General features: G+C 41.0%; 17 protein-coding genes. 1 reads left to right on the top strand and 16 read right to left on the bottom strand.

What is annotated here, in order from left to right:
* Positions 1–3: 3 nt before the first annotated feature.
* From ODU50_RS00850 to ODU50_RS00825, 6 genes are all read right to left on the bottom strand, one after another.
* Positions 4–384 carry a GNAT family N-acetyltransferase gene (locus tag ODU50_RS00850; RefSeq protein ID WP_105178826.1) on the bottom strand — a complete coding sequence of 127 codons (381 nt, stop codon included), beginning with the start codon at positions 382–384 and terminating at the stop codon, positions 4–6.
* A complete protein-coding gene (locus tag ODU50_RS00845) occupies positions 381–989 on the bottom strand; it encodes an L-threonylcarbamoyladenylate synthase (RefSeq protein ID WP_192874220.1) in 609 nt (202 codons plus the stop codon). The genes ODU50_RS00850 and ODU50_RS00845 overlap by 4 nt, the downstream gene beginning before the upstream one ends.
* Entirely contained in the window at positions 976–1809 is an 834-nt protein-coding gene (gene prmC / locus ODU50_RS00840; protein WP_398581273.1) for a peptide chain release factor N(5)-glutamine methyltransferase, read from the bottom strand. Before prmC ends, ODU50_RS00845 begins: the two co-directional genes overlap by 14 nt.
* The gene (gene prfA / locus ODU50_RS00835; RefSeq protein ID WP_015646857.1) at positions 1809–2888 is read right to left on the bottom strand and encodes a peptide chain release factor 1; all 1080 of its coding nucleotides are present in this window, start codon (positions 2886–2888) and stop codon (positions 1809–1811) included. Before prfA ends, prmC begins: the two co-directional genes overlap by 1 nt.
* 334 nt (positions 2889–3222) lie before the next feature.
* Entirely contained in the window at positions 3223–3804 is a 582-nt protein-coding gene (locus ODU50_RS00830; protein WP_012028098.1) for a thymidine kinase, read from the bottom strand.
* Positions 3805–4186: 382 nt separating this feature from the next.
* On the bottom strand, positions 4187–5371 hold the full coding sequence (locus ODU50_RS00825) for an excalibur calcium-binding domain-containing protein (protein ID WP_238145688.1): 1185 nt from the start codon (positions 5369–5371) through the stop codon (positions 4187–4189).
* 263 nt (positions 5372–5634) lie between these two features.
* Between ODU50_RS00825 and ODU50_RS00820 the strand changes: the two genes are divergently transcribed.
* Positions 5635–5817 carry a 4-oxalocrotonate tautomerase gene (locus ODU50_RS00820; RefSeq protein ID WP_105153029.1) on the top strand — a complete coding sequence of 61 codons (183 nt, stop codon included), beginning with the start codon at positions 5635–5637 and terminating at the stop codon, positions 5815–5817.
* A 49-nt stretch (positions 5818–5866) separates the two neighbouring features.
* On the opposite strand, the gene lepA is transcribed toward ODU50_RS00820, so the two are convergent.
* From lepA to ODU50_RS00770, 10 genes are all read right to left on the bottom strand, one after another.
* Positions 5867–7699, bottom strand: coding sequence for a translation elongation factor 4 (gene lepA / locus ODU50_RS00815; RefSeq protein ID WP_024383525.1), 1833 nt, complete (start codon positions 7697–7699; stop codon positions 5867–5869).
* Between the two features lie 237 nt (positions 7700–7936).
* Positions 7937–8350 (bottom strand): nucleoside-diphosphate kinase, encoded by a 414-nt coding sequence (ndk, locus tag ODU50_RS00810; protein ID WP_105148475.1) that lies wholly within the window; start codon positions 8348–8350, stop codon positions 7937–7939.
* Positions 8351–8372: 22 nt separating this feature from the next.
* A complete protein-coding gene (yihA, locus tag ODU50_RS00805; protein ID WP_014637952.1) occupies positions 8373–8960 on the bottom strand; it encodes a ribosome biogenesis GTP-binding protein YihA/YsxC in 588 nt (195 codons plus the stop codon).
* Between the two features lie 53 nt (positions 8961–9013).
* Positions 9014–10240, bottom strand: coding sequence for an ATP-dependent Clp protease ATP-binding subunit ClpX (gene clpX, locus ODU50_RS00800; protein ID WP_002934974.1), 1227 nt, complete (start codon positions 10238–10240; stop codon positions 9014–9016).
* Positions 10241–10261: 21 nt separating this feature from the next.
* Entirely contained in the window at positions 10262–10435 is a 174-nt protein-coding gene (locus ODU50_RS00795; RefSeq protein WP_024411302.1) for a hypothetical protein, read from the bottom strand.
* 2 nt (positions 10436–10437) lie between these two features.
* On the bottom strand, positions 10438–10950 hold the full coding sequence (locus tag ODU50_RS00790) for a dihydrofolate reductase (protein WP_105135322.1): 513 nt from the start codon (positions 10948–10950) through the stop codon (positions 10438–10440).
* A 336-nt stretch (positions 10951–11286) separates the two neighbouring features.
* Positions 11287–12126: a thymidylate synthase gene (locus tag ODU50_RS00785; RefSeq protein WP_002934970.1), complete on the bottom strand. Its 840-nt coding sequence runs from the start codon at positions 12124–12126 to the stop codon at positions 11287–11289.
* 52 nt (positions 12127–12178) lie between these two features.
* Positions 12179–12481, bottom strand: a complete 303-nt coding sequence (locus tag ODU50_RS00780; protein WP_398581272.1) for a hypothetical protein — start codon at positions 12479–12481, stop codon at positions 12179–12181.
* An 11-nt stretch (positions 12482–12492) separates the two neighbouring features.
* The gene (locus ODU50_RS00775; protein ID WP_398581271.1) at positions 12493–12771 is read right to left on the bottom strand and encodes a hypothetical protein; all 279 of its coding nucleotides are present in this window, start codon (positions 12769–12771) and stop codon (positions 12493–12495) included.
* Positions 12772–12897: 126 nt separating this feature from the next.
* Positions 12898–13857, bottom strand: a complete 960-nt coding sequence (locus ODU50_RS00770) for an ROK family glucokinase (protein WP_398581270.1) — start codon at positions 13855–13857, stop codon at positions 12898–12900.
* Positions 13858–13893 lie beyond the last annotated feature (36 nt).

Below are 13893 nucleotides of genomic sequence, written 5' to 3'. Positions count from 1 at the left end.
GGGCTAAATGTGCTTGATAAAACGCTTCTGCATTTTATCGGAGTGATAGCCATTCTTTTCGTAGAAAAGATGGGCTTGGAGACGACTTTCAGCAGAATTGAGGCGAATAAAATGGTAGCCCTCTTTCTGTGAAATTTGCTCAACAGCTAGTCCGAGAATATTGAGGCCTGTATCTGAATAGAGACTTTCATAGACTTGTGCGTGAATGTAGCCTTGCACTGCGCCACTTATGTCATCTATATAGGCCAATAAGATATGCCCCAATGTACTCGTGCATCTAAAAAACTGTCGCTCAGTTTGTTCCAATGAACAATCATACCCTAAGGATTGAGCATTGATTTCTCGGATGACTACCAAGTCACCTTTCTCAATGGGACGAATCATAACACTACCTCAAATTCTATTTCGGGAATGGCTTTCTGAATCTCTTCGCGGCTGATAGCACCTTGGCGCAAAATTCGCGCTTTCTGTCCAGAAAGGTCCAAAATCGTTGAATCAATACCTGTCAGAGCTTGGTCATCCTCAATGCCAGGCAAATCAACTGAAAATTGTGCCTGGATGTCCGAAAACTTCTTGCCACTTTCATTTCCTGAAATATTGGCGGATGGTCCAATAAGTGGTCCAGTCTCCGAAATCAAACGTAAGGTTTGTTCGTGATTGGGAAGACGAAATCCAACAGTATCCAGACCAGAATTAACCCAAAAAGGAACTTTATCGTTCGCTTTCAGGATGATCGTTAGTGGTCCTGGCATAAATCTATTATACAGTTTCTCCAGAAAAAATGGTGTATTTTGACTGAAAAAATAAATATCGTTCAGATTTGAGACATTTAAGTTCATTGCCTTGTCCCTAGGGCGCTGTTTCAACTGATAGACGCGATTGACTGCATCTTCATTCAAGGCTTGGGCAAAAAGCCCATAGACTGTTTCAGTTGGAAGGATAACAGCACCACCATTTTCAAGAATTGTTCGGAGTTTATCCATTGTCATCCGCTACGACCTTTCTATCCTGTCCAAATTGGTCTTTGAGGACTCGAATTCGCTTTTTGGGGAAATGCAGAGCGAGTAAGTCAGTTAGGTCTTGCCCTTGCTTGTAGCCAATTTCAAAGTAGAGTTTTCCATCCTCTTTCAAAAAGGTCCCTGCTTGCTCCGCAATTTGTCTGTAAATAGCCATGCCATCTTCTTCCGCAAATAAGGCCAGATGTGGCTCAGAAGTCAATACATTAAGTCCAACTTCATCTGTGTCATCTGGTGAGATATAGGGCGGATTAGAAACAATGATGTCAAATTTCCCTGTCACAGCTTGCAAGACATCCGATTCTAGAAAGTGAACAGAGACTTGGTTGGTTCTTGCATTTTCCTGAGCCACTGCTAGGGCATCATTTGAAATGTCAACCGCTACCACTTCCCAATCAGGTCTAGCTTTTGCAAGGGAAATAGCTATGACACCGCTTCCTGTACCGATGTCTAAGATACGCAAACTTGCTCCGCTATTTTCCTGCAAAATTAAATCAACTAATTCTTCCGTTTCAGGTCTTGGAATCAAGACTCGCTCATCCACCGCAAACTCCAAGCCATGAAAATCAGCCTTGCCGATAATGTACTGGGCAGGTCGGTGCTGGGAAAGTTGCTGAAAAATCGCATCAATCTCTTCTTTGTCAGTCGGTGTGACTTCCTGACGGAGCAGGAGGAGAAATTCCGTAAAGTTCAGTCCCTTTAAGCCACGAAAGGTGAAGGACAGGGACTCTGCCTCTTCACCAATTGTGACTAATTGTTCTTCGTATGCTGCAAATAATTGAGCGTAATTCATTATTTGTTAAGCTCTTCTAGTTTTTGCGTTTGATCGTAGAGAACAAGGGCATCTACGACTTCGTCCATCTTACCTGACAAGATAGTATCCAGCTTTTGCAAGGTTAAGCCGATACGGTGGTCTGTCACACGGTTTTGTGGGAAGTTGTATGTACGGATACGCTCTGAACGGTCACCTGTACCGATAGTTGATTTACGCTCTGCATCCTGCTCATCTTGGGCAATCTGTGCAAAGTGGTCAGCTACACGGGCACGGATAATCTTCATAGCTTTTTCACGGTTTTTCTGCTGAGTACGCTCTTCCTGCATCTCCACCTTGATGTTGGTTGGCAAGTGAACGATACGCACGGCAGTCGCAACCTTGTTGACGTTCTGTCCACCAGCACCAGATGCATGGTAAATATCGACACGAAGATCTTTTGGATCGATGTCATATTCCACTTCTTCAACTTCTGGCATGATGAGAACGGTTGCTGTTGAGGTGTGGACACGACCTTGGCTTTCTGTCACAGGGACACGTTGAACACGGTGAGCTCCTGATTCATACTTGAGTTTTGAATAAACGGATTGACCAGAGACCATGGCAACAACTTCTTTGATACCGCCGACACCATTATAAGAAGCCTCCATGACTTCAAAACGCCAGCCTTGACCTTCTGCATACTTTTGATACATGGTCAAAAGGTCTCCAGCAAAGAGGGCAGCTTCATCACCTCCTGCGGCACCACGGATTTCCAAGATGATGTTTTTATCATCATTAGGGTCTTTTGGTAAAAGAAGGATTTTCAGCTTTTCTTCGTAAGCTTCTTTATCAGCCTTAGCTTGTTTGAGTTCTTCCTTAGCCATTTCCTCCAAGTCAGCATCACCAGAAGATTCTTTAATCATCTCTTCTGCATCGACAATGTTTTGAAGTACAGTCTTATATTCGCGGTAGGCTGTTACTGTATCACGAGTTGCAGCTTCTTCCTTAGACAACTCCATAAAACGCTTGGTATCGCTGACCACATCAGGGTCAGACAACAATTCACCAAGTTCCTCATAGCGGTCCTCCACCGCCTGTAATTGATCATAGATGTTCATAAAATTAAGATACAAAGCCCGTTAAGCAAGCACAGTCAAAATAGGAATTTTGACCAAGTGTTACAAACACTTGGAGAAATTATCTTTTTGACACAGCTTGTAGGGCGTGTTCATTTCCTTTCTGTAATATGTAGGTCATGAAACAGGCACAGTTCGTAGCCCGTATTCAATTCCTTTCTAAATATTTGACCGAACACACTTCCAGTTAGCTTGTAGGGCGTGTTCAATTCCTTTCTGTAATATGTAAGTCATGAAAATTGGCACAGAGTCATAGGCGAATTCAGTTCTATACAGATGCTCAATTTACAGCCGCTTCTCATTTCATTTTCAAAAATTAGGGTAAATCTTTAATTTCTGGTGAAAAGTAATGTTTGCGACAGACAGGAATGTAGGTCTCATTGCCACCAATTTGGATTTGTTCTCCTTCATAAGTAGGTTTTCCATCCTGCGTTCTCAAAACCATTGTCGCTTTTTTAGAACAATATTGGCAGATTGTTTTGATTTCATCTAATTTATCAGCCAATAAGAGCAAATGTTGGGAACCTTCAAACAGTTCATTTCGGAAATCATTTTTAAGACCGAAAGCCATAACGGGTACATCTAATTCATCGACTACGCGAGCAAGTGCGTAGACATGATGACGTCGAAGAAATTGTGCTTCATCAATGAGAACACAGTAAGGGCGCGGTTCCATTTTTTCAATAAAACCAAAGATATCCATATCATCGTCAATCGCCACTGCATCTCTTCTCATGCCTATACGACTGGATACAACACCAAAGGCATCACGAGTATCAAGTGCAGATGTCATGATAACAACAGGTTTTCCTTGTTCTTCATAGTTGTGGGCAACCTTTAAAATCTCAATGGTTTTTCCTGAGTTCATTGTCCCATATTTATAATATAATTGAGCCACTTTTCTCTTTCCAATCTTAAATTTTCACTCCTTCCATTTTATCATAAAATAGTCCTTATGGAAATAGAAAAACAAGCCCGTTTTGAGCTTGTTTGATATTAAGACCAGGGGAATGATAAGAAATTTCCGACACACTCAAAAATGATTTTAGCTGCCGTTGGTTTCCACTTGTAGAGCATAACGCAACCATATATTAGGCTGTAAAAAGAAAATGCAAGAAACAAAGGTCCTTCCCAGATACTCTTGGCAAAAACAGTTGCTACTAGATACAAACATAATCCAGCGAGTAGGAACGATAAAATCATACGGTATTTATAGGCCATGAGTAATCCCTCCTTTAAGGATAGTATAGCAAACAATGTAAACGCTGTCAATGTTTTTCTTACTCACACCCAACTCCATCTCCATCACGGTCTAAATGACTACCGTAACCTGGTTCTCCACGATAGATTGGTGCAGCTCCTGCTTGTCTAACTGCCTTACAATTTGGATAATATGTGTTTTGAGATGGTGTAGCAGCAAATTGCTGAACTTGGCTTTGTGCTTCTGCTTCTGCAACTTTTTTCGCTTCGGCGGCGAGACGTTCTTCCTCCTCTTTACGTGCTTTCTCAGCAATAGCTTTTTCAGCATTCCAATATTTGATAATGACTTTGCTATCTTTTTTGATGACCTTATCATTCATCTCGTTAAAAGATTTTCCATCAATCTCGACCGCAATGATTTGTCCATTTTTAGCAATTTCATTGGTCTCTGTTGCTACTTCAGATACTTGAGAAAAACCACCGTCAGTAAACAATTTTTTAGTATCTGCAGCTGTTTTTGTTGAAATGGATGATGGCAGTTCAGCGAAGCTAGAGAAATCGTAGTAGGTGATTACAATGGGGGTTGATTTTTTGCTGATAATCTCCTGTTTGGTGGGCAACTGAAGCTCTGCGCCAGCTAGACTAATTTTTTGAATTTTTTCATGCTTTGCTTTATCCTTGTCCGCAACAGCAGTCCACTTGATGTCTGTAAATCCTGCTGTTTTTAGTTGTTTTTCGAGCTCTGGTTTTGTTTTAGCCTCTGCTAGATTTTCTGGTAGTTTGATGTTATCTTTGCTAACGTCAAAATAGGTTAATGTAACAGGGAGACTAGTAGAGTAAAAATGATTGGATTGATAGGTGTGATTTCCGATTTGAAGGCGATCAATCTTATCTTTTTTGTCCGCATTGCCTTCTTCTACTAGCAGAACAGGAGTTAGTTCGACTTGTTTAAAACCTGAATCTTTTAGCTCTTTCTCGACATCTGCTAAATTTTTAGAAGCTGGTAGTTTGAATTCAACGGCATCTTTTTTGGGAACATGGTAGGAGATTGTAATTGGGATATTTTTTAAAGCCCGTCCTTCCTTCCAATCTTCTCCGTCAACAGAGACGAGTTCGACAAGATCGCTTTCACCTATTTTTCCAAATTCTAAATCAGTAATTTCCACCCCCTGAATATTTTTAAAACCTGCCTCTTGAAGATGTTTTACGACTGTTACATACTGTTGTCCATAAAGGTCATCTTTTTTCGGAAGCTCAGCAGTCATTAATTGTGAACCGATAAATGTTGTAAGTAGGACACCGCCAGTTATTCCTGCTGTTTTCCCATTAAGAAACTTTCTAGATTTTTTTATTGACGTTTCGCTAACTATCTAAGCTGCTTTTTTCTTAAACATAAATCATTCTCCTTATTGTTAATTGCGATATTATTATAACAAAATATAAATATATTTTGCAATACATTATGAAAATATCCTTGGAGAATCATAAAAACTATGGTACAATAAACGAAAAATAAAGGAGGAAATATATGCCATTTGTACGTATTGATTTGTTTGAAGGACGCACAGAAGAACAAAAGATTACTCTTGCATGTGAAGTAACTGAGGTTGTATCTCGTAATACTAATGCGCCAAAAGAAGCCATTCACGTCTTCATCAATGATATGCCTGAAGGGACTTACTACCCACAAGGTGAAATGAAACGTAAATAAGAGAAAACACTCTTGCAACAAAATGCAGGAGTGTTTCTTTGTATCAAGTTTATTTCTTATCGTCTTCATCCATACTGAGAACGCTGAGGAAGGCTTCTTGTGGAACTTCGACAGAGCCGATGGCTTTCATCCGTTTCTTACCGGCTTTTTGTTTTTCTAGGAGTTTACGTTTACGGGAAACGTCACCACCATAACACTTGGCCAAAACGTTTTTGCGAAGGGCCTTGATGTCGCTACGGGCAACGATTTTCTGACCGATAGCAGCTTGGATTGGCACTTCAAACTGTTGACGAGGGATGATTTTCTTGAGTTTGTCCACGATGATTTTCCCACGTTCATAAGCAAATTCCTTGTGGACGATAAAGCTGAGAGCATCGACCTTATCCCCATTAAGGAGAATATCCATTTTCACCAACTTGGATGAACGATATTCAGAAATCTCATAGTCGAAGCTGGCATAACCACGAGTGGATGACTTAAGCTTGTCAAAGAAGTCGAAGACAATCTCCGCAAGTGGAATTTGGTAGATGACATTGACACGGTTATCATCGATATAATCCATAGTCACAAAGTCACCACGTTTCCGCTGAGCCAATTCCATGACCGCACCGACGTATTCCTGCGGTACCATGATTTGTGCTTTAACGTAAGGCTCTTCGATAGTTGCAATCTTGGTTGGGTCTGGGAACTCAGATGGGTTGGCTACATCAATCATTTCACCGTCCGTCATGTTGACATGGTAGACTACCGACGGAGCTGTCATGATGAGGTCAATGTTAAACTCACGCTCAATCCGTTCTTGAATAACATCCATGTGCAAGAGACCTAAGAAGCCACAACGGAAACCAAAGCCGAGGGCCTGCGATGTTTCAGGTTCGAACTGCAAGCTGGCATCGTTGAGCTGGAGCTTTTCCAAGGCTTCACGGAGGTCATTGTACTTGTTGGAATCAATTGGATAGATACCTGCAAAGACCATTGGGTTCATCTGTTTGTAGCCTGAGAGTGGCTCACTGGCTGGATTTTCAGCCAAGGTCACTGTATCACCGACACGGGTATCTGCAACGGTCTTGATGGAGGCTGCGATATAGCCAACATCTCCAACTGCTAGGAAATCACGACCAATGGCTTTTGGTGTGAAAATTCCGACTTCTGTTACATCGAAGGTCTTGCCGTTGCTCATCATCTGGATGGTATCACCTGGCTTCACGACACCATTGACGATACGAACTTGGAGGATAACCCCACGATAAGGGTCATAGACAGAGTCAAAAATCAATGCTTGCAATGGAGCTTCGACATCACCAGTCGGTGCTGGAACCTTCTCGACAATCTGCTCCAAGATCTCCTCGATACCAATACCTGCCTTAGCTGATGTTGGCACTGCTTCTGAAGCATCCAAACCAATCACATCTTCGATTTCTTGACGAACACGCTCTGGGTCTGCTGCTGGCAGGTCAATCTTGTTAATGATTGGCAGGATTTCCAAGTCATTGTCAAGGGCCAGATAAACGTTGGCCAAGGTCTGTGCTTCAATCCCTTGAGCAGCATCCACCACCAGAATTGCACCCTCACAGGCCGCAAGAGAACGCGATACTTCATAGGTAAAGTCCACGTGTCCTGGTGTGTCAATCAAGTGGAAAATGTATGTCTCTCCATCTTTAGCTGTATAGTTGAGTTCGATTGCGTTGAGTTTAATGGTGATACCACGCTCGCGTTCCAAGTCCATACTATCCAGCAACTGGGCTTGCATTTCACGGCTGGAAACTGTTTCTGTCTTCTCAAGAATACGGTCAGCCAAGGTTGATTTACCATGGTCGATGTGGGCAATAATGGAGAAATTACGAATTTTCTCCTGTCGTTTTTTCAAATCTTCTAAATTCATGTTTCTTCCTCTACAAGGGTATTACTCTTTATTATATCAGAAATACCAAGAACTTGCCATAAGAAAAACGGGAGTGGGAAAGAACTCCTGCATTCATAGAAGAGTTCGTCTTCCCACCCCCGCACAGTTGATTAGGACAGATTTGGAGTGTGAAACACGAACAAATCTGCCAATCAACCACTGCGCTGAGATGTTGACATAAACTTTGTGTAGGATTGCTGTGGTTGAACTGCTCTGCTATTTTCCCAGCCAAAGACCGATCTCGCGTTCGGCTGCTTCTGCACTATCTGAGCCATGAACGACATTTGCCACAATTCCCTCAACGGGCGCTGTCGCAAAATCTCCACGAATAGTCCCAGGTAGGGCGTTTACTGGATTGGTAGCTCCCATCATATCTCGCCAAGATTTGATAACTTCTGGCCCTTCTATAATACCAGCTATCATCGGCCCGCTCGTCATATATTGTACTAATTGCGGGAAGAAAGGTTTATCTGTCAAATGATCATAATGTTGACTGATTAGCTCTTCTGTCGCTGTAACCATTTTTAAATCTCGGATTTTAAATCCCCTGCGTTCGATACGTGAAAGAATTTGTCCTGCAAGTCCACGCTTAAGAGCATCTGGTTTGATGATGAAGAAAGTACGTTCCATGATTTTTCTCCTGAACTGTTTATTAGATGTTACTTAAGATAGCATCCCATGCCTGATCGTATCCGTGACGAGTCTCAGAAGAAAAGATAACGAATTGATCATTTTTATCAAAATCCAATTTCTTTTTAATCATCGATTCGTGCTTATTCCACTTTCCTCGTGGGATTTTATCAGCCTTCGTTGCCACAATAATAACAGGAATTTCATAATATTTCAAGAAATCATACATTTGAACATCATCTGCTGATGGCTCATGACGCATGTCTACTAAACTCACCACAACACGTAGATTTTCTCGTGTCGTCAAATACTCTTCGATCATTTTGCCCCACTTAGCACGCTCAGTTTTGGATACTTTAGCATAGCCATAACCTGGAACATCTACGAATCGAATTTTATCATCTATATTATAAAAATTGAGTTGTTGAGTCTTTCCTGGTTTTCCTGACGTACGTGCAAGATTTTTTCTTCCTAGAAGAGTATTGATAAATGAGGACTTTCCAACGTTAGATCGCCCGGCAAGGGCAATTTCTGGAATGTCATCGCCAGGATACTGGGCTTTTGAAACAGCACTGAGCAAAATCTCAGCATTATGTGTGTTGATTTGCATTTTATACCTTTCATAAATAAGGGTAGAAATCAATCAGTTTCTACCCTTTATTTTTAAGCAGTTTCTAGTAAAGGCTTTTCCTTACCGTCTACTGCTGCTTTTGTTACACGAACACGTTTAACGTTATCTTGGCCTGGCACCTCAAACATGACATCCAACATCGTTTCTTCAATGATGGAACGAAGTCCACGAGCGCCAGTCTTACGTTCAATTGCTTTTTCTGCAATTGCTAACAAGGCGTCCTCATCAAAGTCAAGCTCCACGTCATCATAAGACAAGAGTGTCTGGTATTGTTTTACAAGAGCATTCTTTGGTTCCGTCAAAATACGTACCAAATCCTCTGTTGTCAATTGGTCCAAAGCTGCAAATACAGGCAAGCGACCAATCAACTCTGGAATGATACCGAATTTTTGAATATCGTCTGCAATGATATGTTGCATGTATGATTCTTTTTCATCAATAGCACGATTATTATGACCAAAACCGATGATTTTTTCACCGAGACGCTGTTTGACGATTTCTTCGATACCATCAAATGCACCGCCAACGATGAACAGGATATTTTTGGTGTCCACGTGAATCATTTCTTGGTTTGGATGTTTGCGTCCGCCTTGTGGTGGTACGCTGGCCACAGTTCCCTCGATAATTTTTAGGAGCGCTTGCTGGACACCTTCACCAGATACATCGCGGGTAATGGACACATTTTCACCTTTTTTGGCAATTTTATCAATTTCATCCACATAGATAATTCCTCTTTCTGCACGGTCGATGTTAAAGTCTGCAGCCTGCAAAAGTTTGAGGAGGATATTTTCTACGTCTTCACCAACATAACCCGCCTCAGTAAGAGCGGTCGCATCGGCAATAGCAAACGGGACATTCAAACTTTTAGCCAAGGTCTGTGCTAGGAAGGTTTTTCCTGAACCAGTCGGACCAATCATAAGGATATTTGATTTTTGCAAATCAACATCGTTCTCATCACGGCTATCCTGGAAATTGATACGTTTGTAGTGGTTGTAAACGGCTACTGCTAAAGCACGTTTTGCACGATCCTGTCCGATGACGTAGTTGTTCAGGATATTGAGTAATTCTTGTGGCTTTGGCGTATCGGCCAAGTCTGTCAAAACTTCTTCTGCCAGTTCCTCACGAATGATTTCCTGTGCTAGTTCCACGCATTCATTACAAATGAAGACATTGTTCCCAGCGATAATTTTTTTAACTTCTTCTTGATTTTTTCCGCAAAATGAGCAATAGATTAGCTCATGTGTATGCTTAACAGCCATGTGTTTCCTCTTTCATATCTCTTATCTAAATAAAAATCCATAAATAGCATGAATACTATTGACCAGATTGGTAAAAGCATTCAGTAAAAATAAAATTGCTAAACCAAAACGTTTCTTCCGAAAGGCTTGAATCGCACAAAGAATACAAATCCCACAGAGAAATGCTGTAAATAAACCGAATAAACTTCTCTCCATGCCTAACCATCTCTTCTTTCATAGGTTTTTATTGTAAAATCATACGGGTTTTTCTCGTCTTTTGGACGTGAATTGGCGCTTTGTAGCTGAAATTTCTCCATAGGAAATGCTTTCGGAAAATACACATCGCCATTAAATTGACCGTGAATATCTGTCACTATTAATGTTTCAATGTAAGGTGCAAAGGCAGTAAAAATTTGTCCCCCACCAAGCACAAATAGTGTCTGCTCCTGTTTGTTATACCAATCTAGGACATCTTCCACACTGTGTAAAATGGTAACACGTTCACTCTCTAGTTGATAGGTTTTATCCGTTGTCAAAACGATGGTGTGACGATTGGGAAGAGCACGTTTACCCATGCCGTCGAAGGTTATACGTCCCATCACCATCGTGTGACCTGTTGTCGTTTCTTTGAAATGAGCTAAGTCAGCTGGTAATGACCAAGGAAGTCTATCACCTTTTCCAATCAATCCATTTTCATCTTGAGCCCAAATGGCAACAATCTTTTTAGTCATTTTCTCTCACTCTCCGTCCTATCATTCTATCAAAAAAACATGAAAAATGCACTTACCAAGTAGGGCTAGTGCAAATTTTTATCATATTGAAACTATCATCGACTACTCAGAGATAGGGAAGATTCCGAGATTCGTAGAATGTGAACCTCACTGGTGCTGGAAAGCCCCCTCATCTTAAATCGCCAAGTCAAATTTGAGTTGCGGTTTAACTGGCTTCGAAAGTCTGAGTATAGACTGTTGAAGGTTGGAAGTGAAACAGGTCGGGGAACTGTTTCAGCCCGAGCCTAAAAATAAAGAAGCGAGGTAAAAGAACGAAGTTCTTCACTGCTAATCCAGTTAAATTGCTAGATCGAATTTTAACTGCGGTTTAACTGGATTGTAATCCACCAATTCAAAATCTTCTGCCCGAATATCAAAGAAATTGGTACCGTCAGGAACATTTAAGACCAAACGTGGCTCAACTTCAGATGGTGTGCGACGGAGTAATTCTTCAGCCTGTTCAAACTGATTGTCATAGATGTGAAGATTGTTGATGAAATAGAAAAACTTCCCAACCTTCCATCCAAAATGTTTAGCGATCATCATCTGAAGGGCTACATACTGCATAGCGTTGATATGATGGGCTACCAACATATCATTTGACCGTTGAGTTAGAGTTGCATCCAGATAAATCTCCCCATCCACTCGCCGAACGTCAAACATGGTCTGAAAGGCACATGGCAAGAGACCTGCAGATTGGTCAAATGCTTCATAATCCCACAAAGAAATCACATTGCGGCGATTCCATGGATTTTCTTCCAATTGCTTGAGGATTTTTGAAATGATGTCATGTTTTTTCACAATAGCACCGTAACGTTCACCGATTGTGCCTGTTCCTTCAACTTCCCAGTCATTCCAATACTGGACACCGTATTTTTCCTGCAAGACAGACAGGTCATTGGTCTGGTCTTGGTAAATCCAGAGAATTTCCTTAATGGCCGACTTAATTGGAATAGGTCTAAGTGTTGTAATAGGAAACTCGCCCTTAGACAAGTCATACTCAGCAAAGGCGCCTGTAACGTACTTGGAATTAGCGACATTTCCATCCTTGTAACGAGGGCGAGCATTTTCTGAAAAAACGCCCTCTTCCATAATCTTACGAATATTTTCTTTAAAAATAATATCTGCTTTAGTCATGGTCTTAGTATAGCAAATTCTAGCAAAAAACTCCAGTTTTGCACCGGAGTTCTCATTTGAAAAAGAATGAATAAAAATTAAGGTGGAACAAACCAGATAGGGCAGTTATTAGGCTGAACAATATAAAATACAAGGCAACCAAGAGAACACTCAACAATATCTGACGAACATTTTTAGTGTAAATAGCCGTTGGTAAGCTGGCTAGTCCGAAAAATGGAATGATGAAAAATGTTAGTTTAAAATTCACATTTACAACTTCAAACCATTGCCCTATTGGCAAAAATAGCATGACGATGAGAAAAATTGCGATACCATACAAAACTAGATTTAATCTTTTTAGTAAAGTCAGGTTCATAACCGCTCCTTCTAGGGGCCAAATATAAAGTAGCCAATACCGAATATCAGAGGAAATGAGATCATTAAGAAGATACTAATCAAACCAGTCCACAATTTTTTATAATAGATAGATAGTATAAGAATTAGAGCCCCCAGTAGAGGGAGAATCAACATGGTTGCTATGTTTCCCCAGCTAGACGGGAAAAACCAGTCACGAATCCAGTTATCAAGGAAAAAAGCAGATAACAAAATCAATAAACCAAGAATGGTCAGATAGTTGATTATTTTAGACATGTTTACCTGTTTCATAAGGTGACACTCCTTTCTCTTTACACTTTCATTGTACGCTTAAATACTACATTTTTCAATATATGTATATAAAGAAAATGTGACAGCGGAATTGAAAAAAAGCAGAGTTTCCCCTGCTTTTAACGATTATTTCAAGACGAGTGATGCTGCGCCCAATACACCTGCATCATTACCACGTGTTGCCAAGACAATTTGTGTACTTTCCTTGATTTGTGGGAAGCTATTTTCAGCAAAGACCTTACGAACGCCATCCAATAAGAACTCTCCCGCAGCTGATACACCACCACCAAGAACGATGTAGGCAGGATTGAGGACTGCAGCAATGTTTGCACAAGCAACACCTAGGTATTCTGAGAAATGACGGTAGACAATCAAAGCCAAATCATCGCCTTCTTTTGCCAAATCAAAGACATCTTTAGCCGTTACATCTTGCCCATCATCAATCATTTGTTTCAGTTTTGCATCGCCTGCGTATTGGTCCGCATAACGACGGCTGAGGTTGACAATACCTGTTGCTGAAGCAACGGTTTCTAGACAACCTTTCTTACCACAAGTACATGCAAATGGCTCATCAAAATCAACTGTGATATGACCTAATTCACCACCAGCACCTTTGACACCACGAATCAAGTTTCCGGCAGCGATGACACCGCCACCAACACCTGTACCAAGCGTCATAAAGACAACGTTTGGATTGTTGTTTCCAGCACCAACCCACTGCTCACCAAGAGCTGCTACGTTGGCATCATTGTCGATAAAGAATGGTAAACCGAGCGCAGATTCAAACTGATCTTTGACCAATTGCAAGGTCTTCCAGTTGAGGTTATAGGCTCCGATAACAGTACCAGCTTCACTATCCACTACACCGGGTGAGCCCATACCAATTCCTAAGAAATCGTCCTTAGTTAAACCATGGGTTTCAAAACGATGTTGAATGCTCTCGATAATATCTGGAACAATATGACTTCCATCATCTAAAATATTTGTCTTGATAGACCATTTTTCTTGAATTTCTCCCTCAGTAGTCGAAATGGCCAATTTAACAGAAGTTCCCCCAAGGTCAATACCGATAATTTTTTTAGACATAATCATCACCTCAAATGTATTTTCTTTATTATAACA

The organism is Streptococcus sp. 2020WUSS084, from assembly GCF_044427445.1.
Lineage (GTDB): Bacteria > Bacillota > Bacilli > Lactobacillales > Streptococcaceae > Streptococcus > Streptococcus suis.
The sequence above is the reverse complement of the archived record's forward strand: the minus strand, read 5'-3'. Positions and strand labels throughout refer to the sequence as shown.